Raw genomic sequence first — 25,568 nt, 5'->3', positions numbered from 1 at the left:
ACCCAATCTAGAAGAAGCGCGGATCGTCGAAGGCGCCGGACGCGACCAGGTACACGTAGAAGTCGGCGAGCGCCACGCTCACCAACGACGCCCAGGCCAGCAGCATGTGACGGGCATTCAGTTTCCCGACCCACTGCCACATCCGATAGCGCACGGGGTGTTTGGAGAAGTGCTTGAGCTTCCCGCCGACGATGTGCCGGCAGGAGTGGCAGGAGAGGGTGTACGCCCAGATCAGCGTGATGTTGACCAGGAACACCAGCGTGCCGAGGCCCATGTGGCCCCAGTCGTAGTGCTCGTCGCGGAAGGACAGCACGGTGTCGTACGTCAGGATGCCCGCGACGACGAGGGCCGCGTAGAAGAAGTACCGGTGGATGTTCTGCAGGATCAGCGGGAAGCGGGTCTCGCCGGTGTACTTCTTGTGCGGCTCGGCCACCGCGCAGGCCGGCGGGCTCGCCCAGAACCCGCGGTAGTAGGCCTTGCGGTAGTAGTAACAGGTCAGCCGGAAGCCGAGCGGGAAGATCAGGATGATGATCGCGGGGGAGATCGCCCACCAGCTCCCGAACAGGTCCGCGTTCGGTCCCGCGCGCATGGTCCCGCACCGCTCGGCCAGACAGGGCGAGTAGAACGGCGAGACGTACGGCGCCGCGTAGTAGTGCGCGTCCGAGAAGGCCCGCCAGGTCGAGTACACGACGAAGGCCAGCAGCCCGGCCGCGGTGGCGGCGGGCGCCAGCCACCAGCGGTCGGTCCGCAGATGCGGGGCGGCGATCGCGGCGCGCGTACCGGTTCGTACACCGCCGCTGTTCAGATGAGGTTCCGTACCAGTGGCCAACTTCGCACTCCGGTCGGGTTCGGGGGCGCGCCGGTGTCGAGGGCGCGGCGCTCAGTGGGTGGGACCGTGGTGGGCGCCGAGACCCTCGTCGTCGGAATCGGTCCACAAGGAGCTGTCGTACGGGGTGTCGGGGACGGGCACCAGGTCGGGCAGCCGGCCGGACGCGGTCACCGCCGGTCCGGGCCCGGTGGGGCGCCTGGCGGAGGGACTGGTGGCCTCGCGCAGCAGCGCGACGCTCTCGCGCAGGTGGTCGGCGTCGGCGCGCACGCGGCGCATCTCCAGACCGGCGCCCATCTGCTGTTCCAGGCGCCGGACCGACCGCTGCAGTTCGTCGAGGCTGCGCTGGACTGACGTCAGGTCGTCGTGCACGGACATGACTTGCCCTCACTTCCGCGGGCCCTGCGGCCCCAGGCGGCAACGTTCATGCGCCTGCGAGTGTTGCGCGTCACCCGTACCCGTGTGAAGGCGTGTGCACGGATTGAAGGTCGACGCGCTCCAGATCGAGCCCCGCGCGCCGGTTCATTGCCCTGCGCTCCGGCCGAATTTCCCGCGCGCCGGGGGCGGGGCGAGGAACCGGCGCGCCGGCCCCACGCCCCCAGGTGCCCGCGACGGAGTCCGGGCCCGTGGCGCGGGGCGGGGTCCGTCGTCCGGCGCGGGGTGCGGCCCCTGGTGCGGTCCTTCGTGAGGCCCCCGGGGTGGCCCGTGGTGCGGTCCTTCGTGAGGCCCCCGGGGCGGCCCGTGGCGCGGTTCCGGATTGCGCCGCACGAGTGGGGTTCCGTACGGCCGTCGCCGTGTCGCCGCTTCCGCCCTGCCGCCCTGCTCTTCAGTTGGCCAGTAGATCGGATCAGCTCCCTAATACCGCCAAACGGGATCAGAAGCAGACCTGCCCCTACAGCGGAGCGTCCCCCGGAGGTTGCAGTGATGTCCCACGAAGGCGTCGGACTGCGCGCGGTGATGCGCTCGGCCGCATTCCTCACCGCGGGCGTGCTCGCGGTACCAGCCCTCGCCGCGTGCAGTGCGGACGACGGGGCGGACAGATCCACGGCCGTGCAGGACATCGCCCCCGCGTCCCGTGACCTGATCGCGGACGGCGGCACCCTGCGCTGGGCCGTGGACGCCGTACCGGAGACGCTGAACGCCTTCCAGGCGGACGCCGACGCCGCGACCTCCCGTGTCGCGGGTGCCGTACTGCCGTCGATGTACCGGCTGGACGCGAACGGGCGGCCGCAGATCAACTCCGACTACCTGGAGTCGGCGAAGGTCGTGGGCACGTCGCCCAAGCAGGTCGTTCTGTACAAGCTCAACCAGCAGGCCGTGTGGAGCGACGGACGCGAGATCGGCGCCGCGGACTTCGCCGCCCAGTGGCGCGCCCTGTCCGGCAAGGACTCCGCGTACTGGACGGCACGCAACGCCGGCTACGACCGTATCGAGAAGATCGAGCGGGGCAAGAGCAACCTGGAGGTCCAGGTCACGTTCAGCCGGCCCTACGCCGACTGGAAGGCGCTGTTCTCGCCGCTCTACCCCAAGGACGTCATGGGGACCGCGGACTCCTTCAACGACGGCGCGCGGCGCAAGCTCAAGGTCACCGCGGGGCCCTTCGCGCTGAAGACGGTCGACCGCAAGGCCGGCGAGGTCAGCCTCACCCGCAACGCGCGCTGGTGGGGCCACCCCAGCAAGCTCGACGAGATCGACCTGGTGGCCGTGGCCCGTGACAAGCGGGCCGAGGCGCTCGCGGACGACAGACTCGACCTCGCCGAGATCGACCCCGCCGAGGCGGAGCGTGTCACCCTCGCCGCCCGGAACAAGGACGGGGCCCCGTTGCAGGGGGCCACCCCGACGAGCGAGCGGCACACGGCGGGCGCGAAGGACACGTCCGGCGAGAAGAGCGGGACGGACACGTCCAAGAAGAAGAGCGAGAAGGACACGTCCTCGGAGGAGGACGGGAAGAACGCGGCGGACGAGAAGGCCGACAACGGCGAGAAGGGCGAGAAGGACAAGCAGGGCGACAAGGCCGACAAGGCCGAGAAGGCAACCAAGGGCGAGAAGAACGACAGCGGCGAGAAGGGCGACAAGGCCGAGAAGGCAACCAAGGGCGAGAAGAACGACAGCGGCGAGAAGGGCACCAAGGCCGAGAAGGGCACCAAGGCCGAGAAGAGCGACGAGGCCGAGAAGGACGACAGCGGCGAGCAGGGCACCAAGGGCGAGAAGGGCGGGGCGGGTGCGAAGGGGAGCGGCGCCGGGGCGAAGGAGGCTCCCTCGCGGTCGGTGCTGAGCTACTTCGTGGTCCGCAAGTCCCTCGAACCCGCCTACACCCAGCTCGCCCTCAACGGCTCCGAGGGCCCCCTCGCCGACGAGCGCGTCCGCCGCGCGATCGCCCGCGCCCTGGACCGCAGGGAACTCGCCCGCGTCGTCCTCCAGCCGCTGGGTCTGCCCGCCGAGCCGGTCGGCAGCCATCTCGCCCTCGCCGGCCAGGCGGCGTACGCCGACAACAGCGGGGCCCTCGGGAACCAGGACGCCGCCGAGGCGCGGGCACTGCTCGCGGACGCCGGGTGGGTGCCCGGCGGGCCGGTCACGGAGCAGAAGAAGACGGAGAAGGCGGCCGGGTCCAAAGGCAGGAAGAAGGGGGACACGGGCGAGGACGACAGGCCGGGCAACGGCGGGACGTACCCCGACGGCGAGGACGACAAGCCGTCCGGGGTGGACCGTGAGCCGGCACAGGACCCCAAGGACCACGCCAGGAAGCAGGAGCAGCAGGCGGGCGCGAGGACGGGCGCGCACACGGACGAGCAGGCCGCCCGGCACCTGGACGGCCGGCAGTACGCAGGGCGGGGCGGGCTTCCGGGGGCGTACGCGCCCAAGGGGACGGCCGCTCCGGCGGGCGCCGCGTCCAATGTCCTCGCCAAGGACGGCAAGCCGCTGACGCTCCGCTTCGTCGTGCCCTCCGGGGCGGGCTCGGAGTCCCTGCGTGCGGTCGCCGACCGGATCGCGCGGATGCTCCAGCGCATCGGTGTCCGTACGGACATCTCGAAGGTCTCCGACGACAGCTACTTCAAGGACCACATCGCCTCGGGACAGTACGACCTGGCGCTCTACTCGTGGCCCGCCTCCGCCTTCCCGGCCACCGACGCCCGCCCGATCTACGCCAAGCCCGTTCCGGCGGCGGACGGCTCGCTGAGTGTCGAGCAGAACTACACCCGCGTCGGCACCGACCAGGTCGATCAGCTGTTCGACCAGGCGCTTTCCACCCTGAACGAGGACGAGGAGCGCTCCCTCGTCCGCAAGGCGGACGCCCGCATCTGGGCGGCCGCCGGCTCCATCCCCCTGTATCAGCGCCCCCAGCTGGCCGCCGCCCGCATCGGCCTGGCGAACACCGGAGCCTTCGGATTCCAGACCCCGGTGTACGAGGACATGGGCTTCCTGAAGAAGGGCGCGCACCCTTCGGTGAGCCCGTCGAAGGGCCGGTGACCTGCGGGTGAACGACCCGGGCCCGCCGTGTGGCGGGCCCGCCCGGCCCGGCCCCCCGTGGCCCTGCGGAGGCCGCCTCCGTCCGGGCCACGTACCATGGGGTAAGGCCGTGGCGTGTTCAGCCCGGCAGGCCCCGCGCTGCGGAGGCCGTCCACTCACTCCGGGAGAAGCGCCTCAATATGGCCACGCGCCACGACATCCGCAACGTCGCCATCGTCGCCCACGTCGACCACGGCAAGACCACTCTGGTCGACGCCATGCTCAAGCAGGCCGGTGCCTTCGCCGCGCACGCCGCCGAGTCGCTCGACGACCGCATGATGGACTCGAACGACCTGGAACGTGAGAAGGGCATCACGATCCTGGCGAAGAACACGGCGGTCAAGTACCACCCGAAGGATGGCGGCGACGTCATCACGATCAACATCATCGACACCCCCGGCCACGCCGACTTCGGTGGTGAGGTCGAGCGCGGCCTGTCGATGGTGGACGCGGTCGTCCTGCTCGTCGACGCCTCCGAGGGTCCGCTGCCGCAGACCCGCTTCGTGCTGCGCAAGGCGCTGCAGCAGCGTCTGCCGGTCATCCTGTGCATCAACAAGACCGACCGCCCGGACTCCCGGATCGACGAGGTCGTCAACGAGACCTACGACCTCTTCCTGGACCTGGACGCCGACGAGGAGCAGATCGAGTTCCCGATCGTCTACGCGTGTGCGCGTGACGGCGTCGCCTCGCTGACCAAGCCGGAGGACGGCACCGTCCCGGCCGACAGCGACAGCCTGGAGCCGTTCTTCTCCACGATCCTGGATTCCGTTCCGGCCCCGTCCTTCGACGAGTCCGCGCCGCTCCAGGCCCACGTGACCAACCTGGACGCCGACAACTTCCTCGGCCGCATCGCGCTGCTCCGCGTCGAGCAGGGCGAGCTGCGCAAGGGCCAGACCGTCACGTGGATCAAGCGCGACGGCACGATGTCCAACGTGCGCATCACCGAGCTGCTGATGACCGAGGCGCTCACCCGCAAGCCCGCCGAGATGGCCGGCCCCGGTGACATCTGCGCCGTCGCCGGTATCCCGGACATCATGATCGGCGAGACCCTGGCCGACCCGGAGAACCCGATCGCGCTGCCGCTGATCACGGTCGACGAGCCCGCGATCTCCATGACCATCGGCACGAACACCTCGCCGCTGGTCGGTCGCGGTGGCACGGGCAAGGGCGCGGACGCCAAGGCCGCGGTCAAGGACAAGGACCGCAAGGTCACCGCCCGTCAGGTCAAGGACCGCCTCGACCGCGAGCTGGTCGGTAACGTCTCCCTCCGCGTGCTCGACACCGAGCGCCCGGACGCCTGGGAGGTCCAGGGCCGTGGTGAGCTCGCGCTCGCCATCCTGGTCGAGCAGATGCGCCGCGAGGGCTTCGAGCTGACCATCGGCAAGCCGCAGGTGGTCACCCAGGTGATCGACGGCAAGGTCCACGAGCCGGTCGAGCGCATGACGATCGACGTTCCCGAGGAGCACATGGGCGCGGTCACGCAGCTCATGGGCGTCCGCAAGGGCCGCATGGACAACATGTCGAACCACGGCTCCGGCTGGGTCCGCCTGGAGTTCGTCGTCCCGTCCCGCGGCCTCATCGGCTTCCGGACCGAGTTCCTGACCGGCACGCGCGGTACGGGCATCGCCCACTCCATCCACGAGGGTCACGAGCCGTGGTTCGGCACCCTGACGACCCGCAACAACGGTTCGCTGGTCGCCGACCGCGCCGGCGCCGTCACCGCGTTCGCGATGACGAACCTCCAGGAGCGCGGTGTGCTGTTCACCGACCCCGGCACCGAGGTGTACGAGGGAATGATCGTCGGCGAGAACTCCCGCGCCGACGACATGGACGTGAACATCACCAAGGAGAAGAAGCTCACCAACATGCGGTCCGCCGCCGCCGACTCGTTCGAGGCGATCGTCCCGCCGCGCAAGCTCTCCCTGGAGCAGTCGCTGGAGTTCTGCCGCGACGACGAGTGCGTCGAGGTGACCCCGGAGTCCGTGCGCATCCGCAAGCTCGTCCTCGACCAGAAGGAGCGCGGTCGCACCGCGAGCCGCGCCAAGCACGGCTGATTCGCTGTTCGGTAGCGTCCGGTCCACCTTTCAGTAGGTCCGGATCTGCCGGTCGACTGAGCCAGGGTGCCCCCGTCGCGGGGGCACCCTGGCTTTTTCGTACGGCCCCGCGCTCAGCCGGCGGGGACCGTCTCGCGCAGGAACCCGGTCAGCAGGTCCGTCACGGCGGCAGGCCGCTCAAGACTCGGGAGATGACCGGCCCAGGGCAGTTCGAGATGCCGGACGTCGGTGAGCAGACCCGGCAGCAGGGCCGCGATCCGCCGAAAGTCCGTCAGGTCGTGGCCACCCGAAAGAGCGAGACAGGGTGCCTTGATCGCTGACAGGTCGATCTCCACCTCGTTCCGCCCGGCCCCCTCGGGGGCGGCCAGTTGCACATCGAAGGCGTGCCGCTGCATTCCGCGCACCTTCTCCCGGACCGCGTCGTCGGCGTCCGGCCCCAGCCAGGTGTCCACGTTCAGCTCCACGGCCCCCGCGACATCGCCCGCCTCGAGCAGCGCGTCCTCCCGCTCGCCGAACGCGCGCAGCTCATCGGTCGGTTCATGCCCCGGCAGCCCGGAGCACAACAGAGCCATGGCGGACACCCGGTCCGGACGGCGTGCGGCGATCTCCAGAGCGACCCGTCCGCCGTACGAGGACGCGATCAGCGCCGCCTGCTCGATTCCGAGGGTGTCCAGCAGGTCCAGCACATCCTCCGCGTCGTTGTGGCGCCGGTCCGGCAGGGGAGTCCGGCCGAAGCCCCGGAAGTCGCAGCGCACCACCCGGTATCCGGCATCGACAAGGGCCGGCCACTGCGGATCCCACATTCTTCGGTCGCACACCGCGGAGTGCAGCAGTACCAGCGCGGGACCGTCTCCGGTCGCGTCGTAATCGAGAGTCATGCGGCAGACCCTAGGCGGCGGGTGATCGAAGCACCTCCGCATTTCACCGCCGACCGCGTCGCCTCGCCCACTGGACGGACCCAGGGCGAACCAAGGCGGAAGCGGTCCGGCGCAGCCCGCACACGGCCGGCTGTCGTTCCGCTGCGGAACCCGACTGCCGCGCTCTACCCTGCGGCGCTGCGTAAGGGTAGGGAAAACCCTCGAATCACAGGAGGCCCGTCAGCGAGTGGCTGATTCGCACTACTCTGCTGACCAGATAGGTCGCTGTTCCGGCCCCACGGCACTCCTTGCTCTGCAGGTCATGCCGTGCCGCGCGTACGCGCTCGATCGCCGAACGACCTTGGCATGGCGGCTCGTTGGCCGTACAACGGGTGAACGCCCCGCGGGGTTCCGCAGCACGTGAGCACGCCGATGGCACCTATGCATGGCGACCCCGGCAGGCGCAACTCGTTTTCCCGCCACCCACGTCCGGAATGCGAACACCCGAAACCGTTAGATGTGTAACAAGTCCGTTTCGCAGGGATCTTTCGCCAAACCCTTTGTCCGGATTTTGGAAGAAGTGGGCGTCAGGTGTGATCGAACCGAGACCTTGTGAGTGTGGTCGGGTCCTGGCCCATGGCAGATAGTTAGGCGAGCTCGGATCAACGGGTCAGGCGCTGTGGACAGCGCCGACTCACGGGCCAGGGGGCACCAGCATTTTTCCCGTCTCAAGTGGCGGGGGTATGACCAGTGTTCCCTCTTGCGGTGAACCAATGGACTCATGAGGAGGAACCCATGCGCGGTGCCAAGAGCGCCAAGTGGGTCGCGATAGCGGCAGTTGTGGCGCTGGGAGCGACCGCCTGCGGTGGTGGGGGAGACAGCTCCGGCGGCAGCAGCTCGAAGACGGCGGACCCCGCGGGCGTCTTCAGCTACCAGAGCAGCGAGCCGCAGCACCCCATTCAGCCGGCCAACGTCATGGAGACCGGCGGTGGTCACATCACCGACGCCCTCTTCAGCGGTCTCGCCGACTACAACCCGAAGACCGGTGCGCTGGAGAACCTCGTCGCCGAGTCCATCAAGCAGGACGACGCCAGTCACTACACGATCACGGTCAAGCAGGGCTGGACCTTCCACAACGGCGAGAAGGTCACCGCCCACTCCTTCGTGGACGCCTGGAACTGGGGCGCCAACGCGAAGAACGCGCAGCAGAACGCCTCCTGGTTCGCGGACATCAAGGGCTACACCGATGTCCACCCGGACAAGGGTGACCCGAAGACCGACAAGATGTCCGGTCTGTCGGCGCCCGACGACAACACGATCAAGGTCGAGCTGGCCAACCCGGCTCCGTACTGGACCTACAAGCTGGGCTACAGCGCGTTCTACCCGCTGCCCAAGGTCTTCTACACGAACCCGAAGAAGTACGGCCAGGAGCCCGTCGGCAACGGCCCGTACCAGTTCGTGAAGTGGAACCACAACCAGGACTTCCTGACGAAGACGTACGCCAAGTACGCGGGCACGAAGCCCAAGAACGGCGGCATCGACTTCAAGTTCTACACGACCTCCGAGGCCGCCTACCAGGACGCCGTCTCCAACAACCTGGACGTGCTCGACCAGGTCGCTCCGAGCGACATGGCCAAGTACCACCAGGACCTGGGCAAGCGCGCCGTCGACTCCCCGCAGAACGCGATCCAGACGATCTCCGTCGCCGAGTACGCGCCGACGATCAAGGGACTCAAGGACCGCGGGAAGTTCCTCCAGGGCCTGTCCATGGCCATCGACCGCAAGACGATCACCGAGAAGGTGCTCGCCGGTTCGCGTACCCCCGCGACGGGCTTCGTGCCGCCCGCGGTCAAGGGCTACTCGGCCGATGCCTGCGGTGAGGCCTGCACGTACAACCCGGCGAAGGCCAAGCAGCTGGTCCAGGAGGCGGGTGGCACCAACGCGACGATCACCGTCCTCTACAACGCCGACGGCGGCCACAAGGAATGGGTGACGGCCGTCTGCGCCAACATCACCCAGAACACGGGCGTCAAGTGCGAGGGCGACGCGAAGGCGGACTTCAAGACCGCTCTGGACGTCCGCACCAAGAAGAAGGTCCAGAGCCTCTACCGCTCCGGCTGGGTGCAGGACTACCCGCTGAACGCCAACTTCCTCAAGGACCTGTACGGCACCACGGCCGCGGGTAACGAGGGCGGCTACTCGAACAAGACGTTCGACGAGCTTGCGGCGAAGGCCGACAAGGCCGCCACGCTGGACGAGTCGGTGACGCTGTACCAGGACGCCGAGAAGGCGCTCTACAAGGACATGCCCGCCATCCCGCTCTGGTACTACAAGACGAACGCCGGCTACTCGGCCAATGTCACGGGCGTCAGCTACGACACCTTCGGCAAGCCGGTCTACGCCGACGTCGTGGTCTACAAGAAGTAACAGGCCGCAACGGTCGATTCACCCAGGCGCCCACGATCACTGTGGGCGCCCACCGTTCGCAACTGGCGGCCGCCCCATACCACTCCCACGAGGAGCACGGCAGGGGCGGCCGTCGCAGCGGCTGACAATGGAGGCTCGATGGGGCGCTACGTCGCGAGGCGACTGCTCCAGATGATCCCGGTTTTCTTCGGGACCACTCTGCTCATCTTTCTGATGGTGTACTCACTGCCCGGTGACCCCGTCCGGGCGCTGTGGGGCGACAGGCCTGCCGACCCGCAGGCGATGGCGCGCCTACGGCACGACTACTGGTTCGACCGACCGGTGCTCGAGCAGTACTGGCACTACATCAGCAACGTATTCCGGGGAGACTTCGGCACCAGCTTCGTGACCGGCCGCAAGGTCCTGGACGTCATGTCCGAGGTCTTCCCGGTGACGATCCGACTGGCCCTGGTCGCCTTCACCATCGAAATCGTGGTCGGCATCGCCCTGGGCCTCCTGTCCGGACTCAACCGCGGTCGGCCCGCCGACAAGTTCGTGCTCGCGGTCACGCTGCTGCTGACGTCCATCCCGATCTTCGTGCTCGGCTATGTCTTCCAGACCGTGTTCGGCAACCAGCTCGGCTGGGTGACCCCGACGGTTCAGGACTCCAACGACATCACGCAGCTGATTCTGCCCGGCATCGTGCTGGGGTCCCTGTCCTTCGCGTACGTCGCGAGGCTCAGCCGGACCTCGATCGCCGAGAACACCCGCGCCGACTACATCCGCACCGCCGTGGCCAAGGGACTTCCGCGCAAACGTGTCATCGGCGTTCACCTGCTGCGCAACTCGCTGATCCCGGTCGTCACCTTCCTCGGTACGGACCTGGGCGCCCTGATGGGCGGCGCCATCGTCACCGAGGGCATCTTCAACGTGCACGGCATCGGCAACGAGCTGTACCGGTCGATCAACCAGTCGGACAACGCCACGGTGGTCGGCATCGTCACCGTCCTGGTGATCGTCTACCTGATCTCCAGCCTCGTCGTCGACCTGCTGTACGCCGTTCTGGACCCGAGGATCCGCTATGCCTGAGGCTCTCAAGACCAAGAGTGCGGAAGACGACGCCGTAGACGCGGCGCCGGCCGCCGCACCGGGGCAGGACAAACCGCGCAGCCTCTGGTCCGACGCGTGGGTGGACCTGCGCCGCAACCCCGTCTTCGTCGCGTCGGCGGCGTTGATCGTGCTGCTGGTCGCCATCGCGGCGGCTCCCGGCCTGTTCACGTCCGTCGACCCGAAGTACGCCGACCTCGCCAACCACTACCTGGGCAAGCCGCAGTTCAGCCACTTCTTCCAGGAGGACTGGTTCGGGTACGACGGCCAGGGCCGGAGCATCTACTCGCGAGTCGTCTACGGTGCCCGTGCCTCGATCATCGTCGGTATCTGCACGACGCTCGGTGTGGCCGTCATCGGCAGCCTCTTCGGCATGTTCGCGGGCTACTACGGCGGCTGGCTCGACTCGCTGCTGTCCCGGGTGACCGACGTGTTCTTCGGCATCCCGCTGCTGCTCGGCTCGATCGTCGTACTGAACGCCTTCACCCACCGCACCGTGTGGTCCGTGGTACTCGCGCTCGTCTTCCTCGGCTGGACCCAGATCGCCCGCGTCATGCGCGGATCGGTGATCACGGTCAAGCAGCAGGACTTCGTGCAGGCCGCGCGAGCACTCGGCGCCGGCACGTGGCGGATCCTGCTCCGGCACATCCTGCCGAACGCGATCGCGCCCGTGATCGTTGTCTCCACGATCTCGCTCGGTGGTTACATCGCGACCGAGGCGACCCTGTCCTTCCTCGGTATCGGTCTGCCGGACAGCGCCGTCTCCTGGGGCAATGACATCTCGTCGGGGCAGACGGTCATCCGCACCGCGCCGCATGTGCTGTTCTACCCCAGCGCCGTGCTGAGCCTCACCGTGCTCGCGTTCATCATGCTCGGCGACGCGGTCCGCGACGCCCTCGACCCGAAGCTGCGCTGAGGGAGGCGTACATGATTCCGATGGAAGAAACTGCCTCAGTGCCAGGTCCCCGTGACGGCACCGACGACGGGCCGCTGCTCGAAGTGCGCGACCTGCACGTCGAGTTCCACACCCGCGAGGGTGTCGCCAAGGCGGTCAACGGCGTCAACTACAGCGTCAGCGTGGGCGAGACGCTCGCCGTGCTCGGTGAGTCGGGCTCCGGCAAGTCCGTCACCGCGCAGGCGATCATGGGCATCCTCGACATGCCGCCGGCGAAGATCCCGCAGGGCGAGATCCTCTTCCGCGGCCAGGACATGCTCAAGATGTCCGGCGAGGAGCGCCGCAAGATCCGCGGCCGGAGGATCGCCATGATCTTCCAGGACGCGCTCAGCTCGCTCAACCCCGTTCTGTCCGTCGGCTACCAGCTCGGCGAGATGTTCCGGGTGCACCAGGGCCTCTCCAAGAAGCAGGCCAAGGCCAAGGCGATCGAGCTGATGGACCGGGTGAAGATCCCGGCCTCCGCGGCCCGTGTGAACGACTACCCGCACCAGTTCTCGGGCGGTATGCGCCAGCGCATCATGATCGCGATGGCGCTGGCCCTGGAGCCGGACCTGATCATCGCCGACGAGCCCACCACGGCGCTCGACGTGACGGTCCAGGCCCAGGTCATGGACCTGCTGGCGGACCTCCAGCGCGAGTACAACATGGGCCTGATCCTGATCACCCACGACCTCGGCGTCGTCGCCGACGTCGCGGACAAGATCGCGGTGATGTACGCGGGCCGGATCGTCGAGAGTGCCCCGGTCCACGAGCTGTACAAGCGCCCGGCGCACCCGTACACGCGGGGTCTGCTGGACTCGATCCCGCGCCTGGACCAGAAGGGCCAGGAGCTGTACGCGATCAAGGGGCTGCCGCCCAACCTGCTGCGCATTCCGGCCGGTTGCGCCTTCAACCCGCGCTGCCCCAAGGCCCAGGACATCTGCCGCACCGAGGTGCCGGCGCTGCTCCCGGTCAGCGAGCAGGACGGTACCGAGCTGGTCGGCCGCGGTTCGGCCTGCCACTTCTGGAAGGAGACGATCCATGGCTGAGCTCAGCAAGAACGACGAGCAGGAGGCCACTCCGAACGTCTCCGAGGTGGAGGTCGTCGACACCCACTCCGAGACGGAGGCGATCGCCGCGATCGAGGCCCCGATCGACCGGGGCGAGCCGATCCTGCAGGTGCGCAACCTGGTGAAGCACTTCCCGCTCACCCTGGGCATCCTGTTCAAGCGGCAGATCGGCGCGGTGAAGGCCGTCGACGGTATCTCCTTCGATCTGCACCAGGGCGAGACGCTGGGCATCGTGGGCGAGTCCGGCTGCGGCAAGTCCACCGTGGCCAAGCTGCTGATGAACCTGGAGCGGGCGACCGCGGGCGAGATCTTCTACAAGGGCCAGGACATCACCAAGCTGTCCGGACGCGCCCTGAAGGCCGTGCGCCGCAACATCCAGATGGTCTTCCAGGACCCGTACACCTCGCTCAACCCCCGTATGACGGTGGGCGACATCATCGGTGAGCCCTTCGACATCCATCCCGAGGTGGCACCGAAGGGCGACCGGCGGCGCAAGGTCCAGGAACTGCTGGACGTGGTCGGGCTCAACCCGGAGTACATCAACCGCTATCCGCACCAGTTCTCCGGCGGCCAGCGCCAGCGCATCGGCATCGCCCGCGGTCTCGCGCTCAACCCCGAGATCATCATCTGCGACGAGCCGGTGTCGGCGCTTGACGTGTCGGTGCAGGCGCAGGTCATCAACCTGATGGAGCGACTGCAGGACGAGTTCAACCTCTCCTACCTCTTCATCGCGCACGACCTGTCGATCGTCCGGCACATCTCCGACCGGGTCGGTGTGATGTACCTCGGCAAGATGGCTGAGATCGGCACCGACGAGCAGATCTACGACCACCCCACGCACCCCTACACCCAGGCCCTGCTGTCCGCCGTACCGCAGCCGGACCCGGAGGCCCGTGAGCACCGCGAGCGGATCATCCTGACCGGTGACGTGCCGTCCCCGGCCAACCCGCCGTCGGGCTGCTCCTTCCGCACCCGCTGCTGGAAGGCCGAGGCCCGGTGCGCCGAGGAGGTCCCGCTGCTGGCGGTTCCCCAGCGCTTCCAGGGCACGGACTCCCCCGCGTCCCACGAATCGGCCTGCCACTTCGCCGAGGAGAAGGACGTGGTCCACGCCGCCTGACGTGATCCACGGCACAGAAGCCGATGCCCGGCACCTCTTCGCGAGGTGCCGGGCATCGGCTTCTGTGCCTAGAGGACGGCGACGGCGCGCCGCCTTCCCGGAGGACACGGACGGTTCGAGGCCGAGCGCCTGGTGGCCGGCCCCTGGCCTTCCGCTACTTCCACTCAAGGCCCCAGACGTTCGAGTCCTTCTTCACGGGGGCCGTGAACCACTTCGCCCAGACCTTCTTCTCGTGGTACCGGCAGTGGGCGTCGTAGGAGTACGTGTACTTCGTGGCCTTGAACTTCTTCGACTCGTGGAACATCGTCATGCGGACCTTGGTCTTGCCCGCCTTGTTCCTCGCCGGGATCGAGTAGCTCCAGCTGCTCGACTTCGACCAGGACTTGCCGACGGTCACGCTGAACGACGTACTCGCCTTGGCGAAGATCACCCCGGCCTCGGCCTCGACCCCCCACGTGCCGCTGGCGCTCGTCGTGGCGGTTTTCGAGTGGTTGTAGGTGAGGTTGCCGCCGAGGTTGTCGTACATCCAGTCGCTGTGCAGGTTGGTCGACTTGCTCACCGTCGACTTGTTGGTGATGTGGTAGCCCTTGCCGGGAGACGGAGCGCACGCGGCGGAGGCGGTGGCGGCGGTGCCGGCGGTGACGGCGACAATGCCGGTCGCGACAACAGCCGTCGAAACAAGGGCGCTTGCAATTCTCAGCACAGATGAGTCCTTTCACGGAAGCTCGTTGGTTCGGCTGAGGGTAATGAGATCTCGCGAAGAGGCGAAGTTCCCTTGTGCGCAAGCTTTTTGACGGTTCCTCATGCAATGGGACAAAGCGCGCGGACGGGGCTTCGCCGAGGGCGCGGGGGCGAGGGGATTGGCTCGCATTCGCACCGTTCCGCACCCTCACGCGCGACGCATGAAGTGACCTACGTCTCAAAGCGCTGGTCCATGCGCTTTGCGGTATGGGAAAGGCTGGACCTCAATTTCTGCCAAAGTCCGCAACCCCATACCCCCGTCCTTTGTCATGATCTGTGGTCCATGACGGCTTGGTCATTGAGCTGGGGCAAACGGGGGGCAAAAGAATGCCGGTTGCAACAAATCGAAGAAGAGGTCACGGAGCGGGTCGTGAAAAGGAAGGCGGAGCGGAGGGTGCCGGGGGCGATGTCGGGCGTCTCTTCGGCGCCGCGGTGCGGGCCAGGCGGCTGGAGCTGGGGCTCACCCAGGAACGCCTCGCCGTGCAGGCGGGCATGACCCAGGGCGCCCTGTCGCGGATGGAGTGCGGCCGAGGGGTCCCGACCCTGCCCCTGCTGGAGCGTCTGGCGGTGGCCCTGTCCTCGAACCTGCTGATCTCGGTGTCGCCGTACGGGGGCGTCCATGTGGTCTTCAAGGCGTTGCCGCGCTGACCCTTCCGGTGGGCCTTGCCCTGCGAGTCGCCCGGGGCATGGACTCGTACGGGGTCATGGCACCGGTCTTGAAATCGTCCGAGCGGTCCTTTTTGTCGGCGTCGGAGATCTTCTGACTTCCTCCGGATCGAGCAGGGCCGGTATCGGCGCGTTCATTTCTCAGGGGAGGGTCCACGGCTGACCTCGAACAGCTCGACCGGAGCCGTTCGAGGTCAGTTCCCTTTTTTGACGCTTGTTCAATGCGCACGGGCGTTGGGGGTGCGCCGAATCCGCCATGTGTGGATATTGATTTTTAAACTATCGGACCGGTGGGCGCGTGGTCGAGCGAAAGCATTCCATGTGGGTCGCGCATGTGAAATGCGCTTTATGCGACGCCGTGTCGCCGGAATCCGCGACGTCACCGTGTCGGCCTCCGCCGGATCGATCTCCATCTCGTGGAGGGGGCCGTCACGACGGTCACCTCGGCCACCAGCCGCGCGGCCGGACCCGGACGGCGGAGGCCGGATGCGCCCGGACCCCCTGCACCGGTCGGCCGGCGGATCAGGCCCACCGGGAGTACCTCCTTCCGGACGGACCGCCACCCGGAAGGGTGGGGTAAATGTGCGATGTGCTCCTTATGGACAGATATTGGGCCCTAAAGGCACAACGCACCGGAGCCGGACGTCCGACCCCGACCCGGCGCCGGCGGCACAGCGCACTCTTGAGGAGGCACTCCATGCGTGGAGCCACGCACGCCAAATGGGCCGCATGCGCGGTGGCGGTAGCCCTCGCGGCGTCCGCCTGTGGGGGCGGAGGGGGCAGCAGCAGCGGCTCCGGGACCGTCAGTGCCTCCTGGGGGGACCCGCAGAACCCGCTGGAGCCCTCCAACACCAACGAGGTGCAGGGCGGCAAGGTCCTCGACATGATCTTCCGCGGGCTGAAGCGGTACAACGCCAAGACCGGCGCCGCCGAGGACATGCTCGCCCAGAAGATCGACACCACGGACTCGCAGAACTTCACGATCACCGTCAAGAGCGGCTGGAAGTTCAGCAACGGCGAGGCCGTCACCGCGCAGTCCTTCGTCGACGCCTGGAACTACGGCGCGAGCCTGAAGAACAACCAGAAGAACGCGTACTTCTTCGGATACATCCAGGGCTACGACAAGACGCACCCCGAGACGGGCAGCCAGAGCGCCGACACGCTCTCAGGGCTCAAGGTGACCGGCACGGACACGTTCACCGTCGCGCTGACCCAGAAGTTCTCGACGTTCCCGGACACCCTCGGCTACGCGGCCTTCTCGCCGCTGCCCAAGTCGTTCTTCAGCGACCACGCGGCCTGGGTGAGCAAGCCCGTCGGCAACGGCCCGTACACCATCGACTCCTACTCCAAGGGCTCGCAGATGTCCCTGGTGAAGTGGGACGGCTACCCCGGTGACGACAAGGCGCAGAACGCCGGTGTGACCCTCAAGGTCTACACGGACAACAACACCGCCTACAACGACCTCCTGGCCGGCAACCTCGACCTCGTCGACGACGTGCCCGCGGCCCAGCTCAAGAACGCCAAGACCGACCTGAACGGCCGGTACATCAACACCCCGGCCGGCATCATCCAGACGCTCGCCTTCCCGTTCTACGACCCGAAGTGGAACACCAGCGGCGCCACGAAGGTCCGTCAGGGACTGTCCATGGCCATCAACCGCCAGCAGATCACCGACACCATCTTCCAGAAGACCCGGACGCCCGCCAGCGACTGGACCTCACCGGTGCTCGGCGAGAAGGGCGGCTTCCAGGAAGGCCTGTGCGGCAAGTACTGCGACTACAACCCGTCCGAGGCCAAGAAGATGGTCCAGGAGGGCGGCGGCCTGCCCGGCGGCCAGGTCAAGATCTCGTACAACGCGGACACCGGCTCCCACAAGGAATGGGTCGACGCCGTCTGCAACTCCATCAACAACGCCCTCGGCAACGAGAAGGCCTGCGTCGGCAACCCGATCGGCACGTTCGCCGACTTCCGGAACCAGATCGGGCAGCACAAGATGCCCGGTCCGTTCCGGGCCGGCTGGCAGATGGACTACCCGCTGATCCAGAACTTCCTCCAGCCGCTGTACTACACGAACGCCTCCTCCAACGACGGCCAGTGGTCCAACAAGCAGTTCGACAGCCTCGTCAACCAGGCGAACGCCGAGACCGACACCACCAAGGCCATCAAGCTCTTCCAGCAGTCCGAAGGGGTCGTACGGGACAACATGGCCGCGATCCCGCTCTGGTACCAGAACGGCAGCGCCGGCTACTCGGACAAGGTCTCGAACGTGGCACTGAACCAGTTCAGCGTCCCGGTCTACAACGAGATCACCGTCAACTGAGCCGCCCGGGGCGGGCCCGTCACCACGGCCCGCCCCTCTAACTCCGGAGCACTCATGGGACGGTACGTCGTCCGGCGTCTGCTGCAGATGATCCCGGTCTTCTTCGGCGCCACCATTCTCATCTTCCTGATGGTGAACGTGATGGGAGACCCCATCGCGGGCCTGTGCGGCGAACGGCAGTGCGACCCCGCCACGGCCGCCCAGCTACGTGCGGAGTTCGGCCTCGACAAACCCCTGTGGCAGCAGTACCTGACCTACATCGGCCACATCTTCACCGGCGACTTCGGCACCGCGTTCACCGGACAGCCGGTCACCGAGCTGATCGCCTCCGCCTTCCCGGTCACCATCCGGCTGACGATCGTCGCGATCTTCTTCGAGATCGTCATCGGCATCACGCTCGGCGTCATCACCGGTCTGCGCCGCGGCCGGCCAGTCGACACCGGGGTCCTGCTGCTCACCCTCGTGGTCATCTCCGTGCCGACCTTCGTCACCGGTCTGCTGGCCCAGCTGCTGCTCGGCATCAAATGGGGCTGGATCCAACCGTCGGTCTCCACGGACGCCACCTTCGGCGAGCTGATCGTTCCGGGCCTGGTGCTGGCCTCGGTCTCCCTCGCGTACGTCACCCGGCTGACCCGCACCTCCATCGCGGAGAACAAGCGGTCCGACTACGTCCGTACGGCCGTCGCCAAGGGCCTGCCGCGGCGCCGCGTGACCGTCAGGCATCTGCTGCGCAACTCGCTGATCCCGGTGGTCACCTTCATCGGCACCGACATCGGCGCGCTCATGGGCGGCGCGATCGTCACCGAGCGGATCTTCAACATCCACGGTGTCGGCTATTACCTCTACCAGGGGATCGTGCACCAGAACACCCAGACCGTCGTCGGCTTCGTGACCATCCTCGTCCTCGTCTTCCTGGTCGCCAACCTGCTCGTCGACCTTCTGTACGCCGTACTCGACCCGAGGATCCGCTATGCCTGAGCAGCCGCCGTACGAGGAAGAACCGCACCACGGGCCGCAGGGTCCCCCGCCGGAGGACCTCGCCATGGCCCCGACCGGCTTCGGCGGCACCATGGACCTCGGATCGAGCGAAGCGGAGACCCTGGAGAAGACGCCGGGAGGACCGGAGGGAACCGGGCCGAAGGAGAAGCCGCGCTCCCTGTGGTCCGACGCCTGGCGGGACCTGCGCCGCAACCCCGTCTTCATCATCTCCGGACTCGTCATCGTCTTCCTGGTCGTCATCTCGATCTGGCCCTCCCTGATCACCTCCCAGAGTCCGCTCAAGTGCGACCTCTCCAAGGCCCAGCAGGGTTCGCAGTCCGGACACCCCTTCGGCTACGACGGCCAGGGCTGCGACGTCTACACCCGGACCGTGTACGGGACCCGCGTCTCGATCAGCGTCGGTGTGCTCGCCACGGTCGGGGTCGCGCTCCTCGGCTCGTTCCTCGGCGGACTGGCCGGTTTCTACGGCGGTCTCGGCGACTCGGTCCTGTCCCGAGCCACCGACATCTTCTTCGCGATTCCCGTCGTGCTCGGCGGTCTGGTCCTCCTCTCCGTGGTGACCAGCAACACGATCTGGCCGGTCGTCGGGTTCATGGTGCTGCTCGGCTGGCCGCAGATCTCCCGTATCGCGCGCGGCTCCGTCATCACCACCAAAGAGAACGACTACGTCCAGGCGGCCCGCGCGCTCGGCGCCTCCAACTCCCGGCTGATGCTGCGGCACATCACCCCGAACGCGGTCGCGCCGGTGATCGTCGTCGCGACCATCGCGCTCGGCACGTACATCTCGCTGGAGGCGACGCTGTCGTACCTGGGGGTCGGTCTCAAGCCCCCGACGGTGAGCTGGGGCATCGACATCTCCTCGGCCTCCGCGTACATCCGCCAGGCCCCGCACATGCTGCTGTGGCCGGCCGGCGCGCTCGCCATCACCGTGCTCGCGTTCATCATGCTCGGCGACGCGGTGCGCGACGCCCTCGACCCGAAGCTGAGGTGACCGCCGTGCTGCTCGAAGTGCGCGATCTGCAGGTGGAGTTCAGGACCCGGGACGGGGTCGCCAAGGCCGTCAACGGGGTCACCTACAGCGTCGACGAGGGGGAGACGCTCGCCGTGCTCGGCGAGTCCGGTTCCGGCAAGTCGGTGACCGCCCAGGCCGTGATGGGCATTCTCGACATGCCCCCCGGGAAGATCACCGGCGGCGAGATCCTCTTCCAGGGCGAGGACCTGCTGAAGTTCAAGGAGGAGGAGCGGCGCAAGGTGCGGGGCGCCGAGATGGCGATGGTCTTCCAGGACGCGCTGTCCTCCCTGAACCCCGTGATCAGCGTCGGCGACCAGCTCGGCGAGATGTTCACCGTGCATCGCGGGATGAAGCGCAAGGAAGCCCGCGCCAAGGCGATCGAGCTGATGGAGCACGTGCGCATCCCGGGGGCCGCCGAGCGCGTGCGCGACTATCCGCACCAGTTCTCCGGCGGTATGCGCCAGCGCATCATGATCGCCATGGCGCTGGCCCTGGAGCCCGCGCTGATCATCGCCGACGAACCGACCACCGCGCTCGACGTCACCGTGCAGGCCCAGGTCATGGACCTGCTCGCCGAGCTCCAGCGCGAACTCAACATGGGGCTCATCCTCATCACCCACGACCTCGGCGTGGTCGCGGACGTCGCCGACAGGATCGCGGTGATGTACGCGGGCCGGATCGTCGAGACGGCACCGGTCCACGACATCTACAAGGCGCCGGCCCACCCCTACACGAAGGGCCTGCTGCACTCGATCCCCCGGCTCGACCAGAAGGGCCAGGAGCTGTACGCGATCAAGGGGCTGCCGCCGAACCTGATGCACATCCCGCCGGGCTGCGCCTTCAACCCGCGCTGCCCGATGGCCCAGGACATCTGCCGCAGCGAGGTGCCGCCGCTCGCGGAGGTCGACGCGAACCGCAGGAGCGCCTGCTTCTTCTGGAGGGAGTGCCTCGATGACACAAGCAGCAACTGAGCCGCTGCTGGAGGTCAGCGGACTGGTCAAGCACTACCCGCTCACCCAGGGCATCCTGTTCAAGAAGCAGGTCGGGGCGGTCAAGGCCGTGGACGGCGTCGACTTCCACCTCGGCCGCGGCGAGACCCTCGGCATCGTCGGCGAGTCCGGCTGCGGCAAGTCGACGGTCGCCAAGATGCTGGTCAACCTGGAGAAGCCGACCGAGGGGTCGATCAAGTACAAGGGCGAGGACATCACCCAGCTGTCCGGCAAGGCACTGAAGGCCGTACGCCGCAACATCCAGATGGTCTTCCAGGACCCGTACACCTCGCTCAACCCGCGCATGACCGTCGGCGACATCATCGGGGAGCCGTACGACATCCACCCCGAGGTCGCGCCGAAGGGCGACCGGCGGCGCAGGGTCCAGGACCTGCTGGACGTGGTCGGGCTCAACCCGGAGTACATCAACCGCTATCCGCACCAGTTCTCCGGCGGCCAGCGCCAGCGCATCGGCATCGCGCGGGGCCTGGCGCTGCGGCCCGAGATCATCGTCGCCGACGAGCCGGTCTCCGCGCTCGACGTCTCCGTGCAGGCGCAGGTGATCAACCTGCTGGACAGGCTCCAGGCCGAGTTCGATCTCAGCTACGTCTTCATCGCGCACGACCTGTCGATCGTGCGGCACATCTCCGACCGGGTCGGGGTGATGTACCTCGGGCGGATCGTGGAGACCGGCAGGGACGTCGAGATCTACGACCATCCGACACACCCCTACACCCAGGCGCTGCTGTCCGCCGTGCCCGTGCCCGACCCGGAGGCGCGGGAGCGCCGGGAGCGGATCATCCTTCACGGGGACGTGCCCTCGCCCGCGAACATCCCGTCCGGCTGCCGGTTCCGCACCCGCTGCTGGAAGGCGCAGGAACGCTGCACGCTGGAGGTGCCGCTGCTCGCGGTGCCTGCCGAGTTCCGGCTCGCCGAGGGTCCGGCCGCCCACGACTCGGCCTGTCACTTCGCGGAGGAGAAGCAGGTCGTCCCGCCGGAAGGACCGCCCGACGGGGTGACATAACGTCACAATTGTGAGCGAACTTCGTTAACACGCAGGCAACTTGACGGAAGCGGTACCGATATACGGACGCGACAAGGTGAACACCGTACGGCCGTGCGGGTGCCGTAAACGAGCCGGGGTGCGCCATGTCACCCCGGCTCGTTGTTTTCCCGGTGGGTCAGTTCATCCCGAGGGAGCGCTTCAGGAAGTCCACCTGGAGGAGCAGGAGGTTCTCGGCGACCTGTTCCTGCGGGGTCATGTGCGTGACCCCCGAGAGCGGCAGCACCTCGTGCGGCCGGCCGGCGGCCAGCAGGGCCGAGGACAGCCGCAGGGTGTGCGCCACCACCACGTTGTCGTCCGCGAGGCCGTGCACGATCATCAGGGGCCGGTGCTGTTCGGCGGGCGCGGAGAGTCCCTCGTCGGTGACCAGCGAGCTCTTCGCGTACGTCGCCGGGCCCGCCGCCGGATCGCCGAGGTACCGCTCCGTGTAGTGGGTGTCGTACAGCCGCCAGTCCGCGACCGGGGCGCCCGCGATGCCCGCGTGGAAGACGTCGGGGCGGCGCAGCACGGCGAGTCCCGCGAGCCAGCCGCCGTACGACCAGCCGCGGATCGCGACCCGGGACAGATCGAGCGGGAACCGCTCCGCGAGCCCGTGCAGCGCCTCCACCTGGTCGTCGAGGGACAGCGTGAGGTCGTCATGGATCGCCTTCTCCCAGGCGGGGGAGCGCCCCGGGGTGCCGCGGCCGTCGGCGACGACCACCGCGAAGCCCTGGTCGGCGAACCACTGCGAGGTGAGGTGGGCGTTGTGCGCGGCCAGCACCCGGGGGCCGTGCGGACCGCCGTAGGGGTCCAGCAGGACCGGTAGGGGATTGTCGCCGTCGTAGTCAGTAGGCATAAGCACGGCGCATGGGATTTTCTGTGCGCCCCCCTGTGTGAGGGTCACGCGCGGGGACAAACCCGGATGTTCGGCGTGCGAGGTGATGGTGGCGATCGTCTTGCCTTCCCGCAGCACCAGTACCTGGGCGCCCGGTTGGTCGAGCACCGACGACACGAGCACGGTCACGCCCCCGGCGCGCACCGCCGAGTGCACGCCGGGCTCCTGCGAGACGCGCTCCAGGCCGAGTTCGTTCACCCGGTACACATGTACTTCGCCCGTTTCCGGGCAGTTCGCGTCCTCACCCGCCGAGGCCGCGATCAGCACGTCGTCGGCCGAGACGTCGAGGACCGCCCGGACGTGCAACTGGGCGCCTGTCAGGGGGCGTTCACCGAACGCCAGGACCCGCGCGCCACCCTCGTCGGCGATCCGCACGAGCTGTCCGCCGGGGCTCCAGCACGGCACTCCGGGGAAAAGATCAAGCCAAGTTGGATCTTCATCGGCGTGCACCATCCGGGTCGCCCCGGAGTCCGGGTCCACGGCCAGGAACAACTGGCTGCGCTGGTCCCGCGCCTGCACCAGGAGCAGTGGCGCACCCGCCGCTGACCAGTGCGCATGCGCCAGATACGGATAGCGCGCCCGGTCCCAGGAGACCTCCGTGCGAACCCCGTCGAGCCCGAACACGAAGAGCCGCACCTCCGCGTTGGCGCTGCCCGCCACCGGGTAGGCGACCCGTTGCGGATCGGCTTCCGGGTGCGCCGGATCGGCGATCCACCAGCGCTGTACGGGCGTGTCGTCGACCCGCGCGACGAGCAGCCGGTCCCCTTCGGGCGACCACCAGAAGCCGCGCGAACGCCCCATCTCCTCGGCCGCGATGAACTCGGCCAGTCCATAGGAAACCGAACCGGGGGCCGCGACCGGCTCCGGCTCCGCGAGCGCCCGGTCGCCGTCGCCCTCGGCCCCGACGACCCGCAGCGCGCCCCCGCACACGTATGCCACGAGCGTGCCGTCGGGGGAGGGGCGTGGATCGATCACCGGTCCGGGGACCGGGAGTTCACGCGCCGTGCCGGCCCGCAGCTCCGCCGTGAAGAGCCGCCCTGACAAGGTGAAAGAGGCCAACTCGGCGGCTGTGTCGGTGGCATATCCGACGATCCCCGCGCCGCCCTCGCGGCTGCGCTCACGGCGCGCCCGCTCCTGCGGTGAGAGGTGCTCGGTGGCGCCGCCGAGCAGGGCCGCGGGGTCGGCCGCGACCCGCTCCCGGCCCTCCGGCACATCGAGAACCCGCAGTTGGTTCGCCCGGTCCGTGCCGGAGGAGGACCGCAGGAACACCACGCGGGAGCCGTCGGGGGACACGGTGAACGCGCGCGGCGCGCCGGAGGTGAACCGCTGGGTGCGGGCGTACCGGCGCGGGAAGGAGAGAGGCTCGTTCGTCATGCCTCGACCATATTGGCCATGCGCCCCCTTGTGCGGCCGTGCGCCGATCGATGCGCGCGTACGGATAGTTATGATCACTAGCGCTGCGTGGGTAGGAACCTGCTGGCTGCTGTATGGATTTACCGACCCCCCATGTCCGACCCCGTACCGGACCCCAAGTCCCTGGGAACTTTGGAGGTGAGCCGCCGTGGCACTCTCGATTTCGGCGGTGGTGCTGCTGGCGATCATCGTCTTTCTTCTGATCAAGAAGTCAGGACTGAAAGGCGGGCACGCGGTCGTCTGCATGCTGCTCGGCTTCTATCTCGCCTCCTCCACCATCGCGCCCACGATCAGCGATCTGACGACGAACATCGCGGGGATGATCGGCAGCATCAAGTTCTGACGGGTGCCGGGGCGGACGCCCGGGCCGGGGGCCGGGTCCCGCCCCCGCCTGCCCCACCTGCCCCGCTCCTGCCCCGCTACGAGGACCTGATCGCCCGCTCCCTGACGGAGAGGCCGACGTGCCGGAGGCCGGGCCGCGTGGTCGGTCCGGCGGGTCAGTCTTCGGACGCGTACGACACGAAGTCGGCCCAGGCTCCCGGCGTGAGCGCGAGCCGAGGGCCGGCGGTGTTCTTGGAGTCACGGACGTGCACTGTGCCGGGGGTGGCGGCGATCTCGACGCAGGAGTCGCCGTCTGGGCCACTGCTGTAGCTGCTCTTGAACCAGGCCAGTGCGGAGGTGGGCTCGGCGGCGGTCGTGCGGATCATGTTTCTCCCAGCAGTTGCTCGATGAGGGTCAGTGACTCCCTGGGCGGGAGAGCCTGGGCCCGGATGGTGCCGTACCGCAGCTCAAGGAGGCGCAGCAGCCTCAAGTCGGAGACCGGGCGACCGTTGAATGCGCCGTCGGAACGTCCGACAGCCGTGCCGTCCTCGAACTTCAGGACTTCGATCCTGCCGCTCATACCGGGATGCGCCGCACTGTCCATGGGCATGATCTGCAGGGTGACGTTGTTCAACCGTCCCACCTCCAGGAGGCGTTCGAACTGTTGTCGCCGCACCATTGTGCCTCCCACCTTGCGGCGGAGCGTCGCCTCTTCCAGGACGAACCCCAGAGCGGGCGCAGGCGACCGCTCGAAGACGGACCGGCGAGCCACACGGGCAGCAACCCGACGCTCAAGGTCTTCGGGTGAATAAGCTGGCTGCCACGATTCCAACAGGGCTCGCGTGTGCTCCGGCGTCTGCAACAGACCGGCGATGCTGCTGCTTTCGTACACCCCGATCTCGACCGCCCTGGCCTCCATCTGCGCCAGATCCCGCACCTTCTTCGGGTACCGAACCCTCTTCACGTCCTCCTTCATCGCCGAGAGCAACCCACCCGCCCTCAGCACTTCGTCGGCCTTGTCCAGATACTCCGGCTGGGGAATCCGCTTCCCGCCCTCGATCTTGTAGACCATGTCCTCCCCGTACCCCACCGCGTTCCCGAACTCGGCGGCCCGCATCCCCACCGCCTCCCGCCGCAGCCTCAGCTGTCGCCCGACGGTCGCGACGACCGCCACGCCCCAGTCGTCGTCCGGGTCCACCTCCCAACCCGGCTCGTCCGCCTCGGTCTTGAGCCGACCCGTGTCACCGTCCACGTGCATAGCGCGCCCCTCCGCCGTACCGCCGTGCCTCAAC

The 25,568-nt window shown here is 68.0% G+C and carries 21 protein-coding genes; 14 read left to right on the top strand and 7 right to left on the bottom strand.

Annotated features, from left to right (window positions below; all coding sequences use genetic code 11):
- Positions 1-7: 7 nt before the first annotated feature.
- Positions 8-829: a hypothetical protein gene (locus ACFYW8_RS14890; protein WP_365874627.1), complete on the bottom strand. Its 822-nt coding sequence runs from the start codon at positions 827-829 to the stop codon at positions 8-10.
- 51 nt (positions 830-880) lie between these two features.
- Entirely contained in the window at positions 881-1,204 is a 324-nt protein-coding gene (locus tag ACFYW8_RS14885) for a hypothetical protein (protein WP_389073321.1), read from the bottom strand.
- A 546-nt stretch (positions 1,205-1,750) separates the two neighbouring features.
- Between ACFYW8_RS14885 and ACFYW8_RS14880 the strand changes: the two genes are divergently transcribed.
- Together ACFYW8_RS14880 and typA are read left to right on the top strand one after the other, a co-directional pair.
- A complete protein-coding gene (locus tag ACFYW8_RS14880) occupies positions 1,751-4,294 on the top strand; it encodes an ABC transporter substrate-binding protein (protein ID WP_389073317.1) in 2,544 nt (847 codons plus the stop codon).
- Positions 4,295-4,473: 179 nt separating this feature from the next.
- Positions 4,474-6,387, top strand: coding sequence for a translational GTPase TypA (typA, locus tag ACFYW8_RS14875; protein ID WP_365874621.1), 1,914 nt, complete (start codon positions 4,474-4,476; stop codon positions 6,385-6,387).
- Between the two features lie 113 nt (positions 6,388-6,500).
- Here typA and ACFYW8_RS14870 read toward each other — a convergent pair whose 3' ends face one another.
- Positions 6,501-7,265: an alpha/beta fold hydrolase gene (locus ACFYW8_RS14870; protein ID WP_389073312.1), complete on the bottom strand. Its 765-nt coding sequence runs from the start codon at positions 7,263-7,265 to the stop codon at positions 6,501-6,503.
- 774 nt (positions 7,266-8,039) lie between these two features.
- Between ACFYW8_RS14870 and ACFYW8_RS14865 the strand changes: the two genes are divergently transcribed.
- The 5 genes from ACFYW8_RS14865 to ACFYW8_RS14845 all read left to right on the top strand — a co-directional run bounded on the left by ACFYW8_RS14865 (position 8,040) and on the right by ACFYW8_RS14845 (position 13,878).
- The gene (locus ACFYW8_RS14865; protein WP_389073310.1) at positions 8,040-9,671 is read left to right on the top strand and encodes an ABC transporter substrate-binding protein; all 1,632 of its coding nucleotides are present in this window, start codon (positions 8,040-8,042) and stop codon (positions 9,669-9,671) included.
- 138 nt (positions 9,672-9,809) lie between these two features.
- Entirely contained in the window at positions 9,810-10,739 is a 930-nt protein-coding gene (locus ACFYW8_RS14860; protein ID WP_389073306.1) for an ABC transporter permease, read from the top strand.
- Positions 10,732-11,673 (top strand): ABC transporter permease, encoded by a 942-nt coding sequence (locus tag ACFYW8_RS14855; protein WP_365874613.1) that lies wholly within the window; start codon positions 10,732-10,734, stop codon positions 11,671-11,673. Before ACFYW8_RS14860 ends, ACFYW8_RS14855 begins: the two co-directional genes overlap by 8 nt.
- 11 nt (positions 11,674-11,684) lie before the next feature.
- Positions 11,685-12,740 (top strand): ABC transporter ATP-binding protein, encoded by a 1,056-nt coding sequence (locus tag ACFYW8_RS14850; RefSeq protein ID WP_365874611.1) that lies wholly within the window; start codon positions 11,685-11,687, stop codon positions 12,738-12,740.
- Positions 12,733-13,878, top strand: a complete 1,146-nt coding sequence (locus ACFYW8_RS14845) for a dipeptide ABC transporter ATP-binding protein (protein WP_365874609.1) — start codon at positions 12,733-12,735, stop codon at positions 13,876-13,878. Before ACFYW8_RS14850 ends, ACFYW8_RS14845 begins: the two co-directional genes overlap by 8 nt.
- A 154-nt stretch (positions 13,879-14,032) precedes the next feature.
- Here the strand turns inward: ACFYW8_RS14845 and ACFYW8_RS14840 are convergent, their stop codons facing one another.
- The gene (locus ACFYW8_RS14840) at positions 14,033-14,581 is read right to left on the bottom strand and encodes a hypothetical protein (protein WP_389073297.1); all 549 of its coding nucleotides are present in this window, start codon (positions 14,579-14,581) and stop codon (positions 14,033-14,035) included.
- A 470-nt stretch (positions 14,582-15,051) separates the two neighbouring features.
- On the opposite strand from ACFYW8_RS14840, the gene ACFYW8_RS14835 reads away from it, so the two are divergent.
- The 6 genes from ACFYW8_RS14835 to ACFYW8_RS14810 all read left to right on the top strand — a co-directional run bounded on the left by ACFYW8_RS14835 (position 15,052) and on the right by ACFYW8_RS14810 (position 21,629).
- Positions 15,052-15,267 carry a helix-turn-helix domain-containing protein gene (locus ACFYW8_RS14835; RefSeq protein WP_389073292.1) on the top strand — a complete coding sequence of 72 codons (216 nt, stop codon included), beginning with the start codon at positions 15,052-15,054 and terminating at the stop codon, positions 15,265-15,267.
- 715 nt (positions 15,268-15,982) lie between these two features.
- On the top strand, positions 15,983-17,605 hold the full coding sequence (locus ACFYW8_RS14830) for an ABC transporter substrate-binding protein (protein ID WP_389073287.1): 1,623 nt from the start codon (positions 15,983-15,985) through the stop codon (positions 17,603-17,605).
- Positions 17,606-17,659: 54 nt separating this feature from the next.
- Complete coding sequence (locus tag ACFYW8_RS14825) at positions 17,660-18,583, top strand: ABC transporter permease (protein ID WP_389073281.1); 924 nt, start codon at positions 17,660-17,662, stop codon at positions 18,581-18,583.
- A complete protein-coding gene (locus ACFYW8_RS14820; protein WP_389073277.1) occupies positions 18,576-19,595 on the top strand; it encodes an ABC transporter permease in 1,020 nt (339 codons plus the stop codon). The genes ACFYW8_RS14825 and ACFYW8_RS14820 overlap by 8 nt, the downstream gene beginning before the upstream one ends.
- A 5-nt stretch (positions 19,596-19,600) precedes the next feature.
- Complete coding sequence (locus tag ACFYW8_RS14815; RefSeq protein ID WP_389073272.1) at positions 19,601-20,587, top strand: ABC transporter ATP-binding protein; 987 nt, start codon at positions 19,601-19,603, stop codon at positions 20,585-20,587.
- Complete coding sequence (locus ACFYW8_RS14810) at positions 20,568-21,629, top strand: ABC transporter ATP-binding protein (protein WP_389073268.1); 1,062 nt, start codon at positions 20,568-20,570, stop codon at positions 21,627-21,629. The genes ACFYW8_RS14815 and ACFYW8_RS14810 overlap by 20 nt, the downstream gene beginning before the upstream one ends.
- Before the next feature lie 157 nt (positions 21,630-21,786).
- Here the strand turns inward: ACFYW8_RS14810 and ACFYW8_RS14805 are convergent, their stop codons facing one another.
- Positions 21,787-23,916, bottom strand: a complete 2,130-nt coding sequence (locus tag ACFYW8_RS14805; protein ID WP_389073263.1) for a prolyl oligopeptidase family serine peptidase — start codon at positions 23,914-23,916, stop codon at positions 21,787-21,789.
- Between the two features lie 187 nt (positions 23,917-24,103).
- Here ACFYW8_RS14805 and ACFYW8_RS14800 point away from each other — a divergent pair, with 187 nt between their 5' ends.
- The gene (locus ACFYW8_RS14800) at positions 24,104-24,298 is read left to right on the top strand and encodes a hypothetical protein (RefSeq protein WP_037620693.1); all 195 of its coding nucleotides are present in this window, start codon (positions 24,104-24,106) and stop codon (positions 24,296-24,298) included.
- A 154-nt stretch (positions 24,299-24,452) separates the two neighbouring features.
- On the opposite strand, the gene ACFYW8_RS14795 is transcribed toward ACFYW8_RS14800, so the two are convergent.
- Both ACFYW8_RS14795 and ACFYW8_RS14790 read right to left on the bottom strand, forming a co-directional pair.
- Complete coding sequence (locus ACFYW8_RS14795; protein ID WP_389073257.1) at positions 24,453-24,662, bottom strand: DUF397 domain-containing protein; 210 nt, start codon at positions 24,660-24,662, stop codon at positions 24,453-24,455.
- The gene (locus tag ACFYW8_RS14790) at positions 24,659-25,534 is read right to left on the bottom strand and encodes a helix-turn-helix domain-containing protein (protein ID WP_389073252.1); all 876 of its coding nucleotides are present in this window, start codon (positions 25,532-25,534) and stop codon (positions 24,659-24,661) included. Before ACFYW8_RS14790 ends, ACFYW8_RS14795 begins: the two co-directional genes overlap by 4 nt.
- Positions 25,535-25,568 lie beyond the last annotated feature (34 nt).

The sequence above is a fragment of the Streptomyces sp. NPDC002742 genome (assembly GCF_042888885.1).
Lineage (GTDB): Bacteria > Actinomycetota > Actinomycetes > Streptomycetales > Streptomycetaceae > Streptomyces.
Note: the sequence above shows the minus strand (reverse complement) of the source record. Positions and strands in the feature narration are given on the sequence as shown.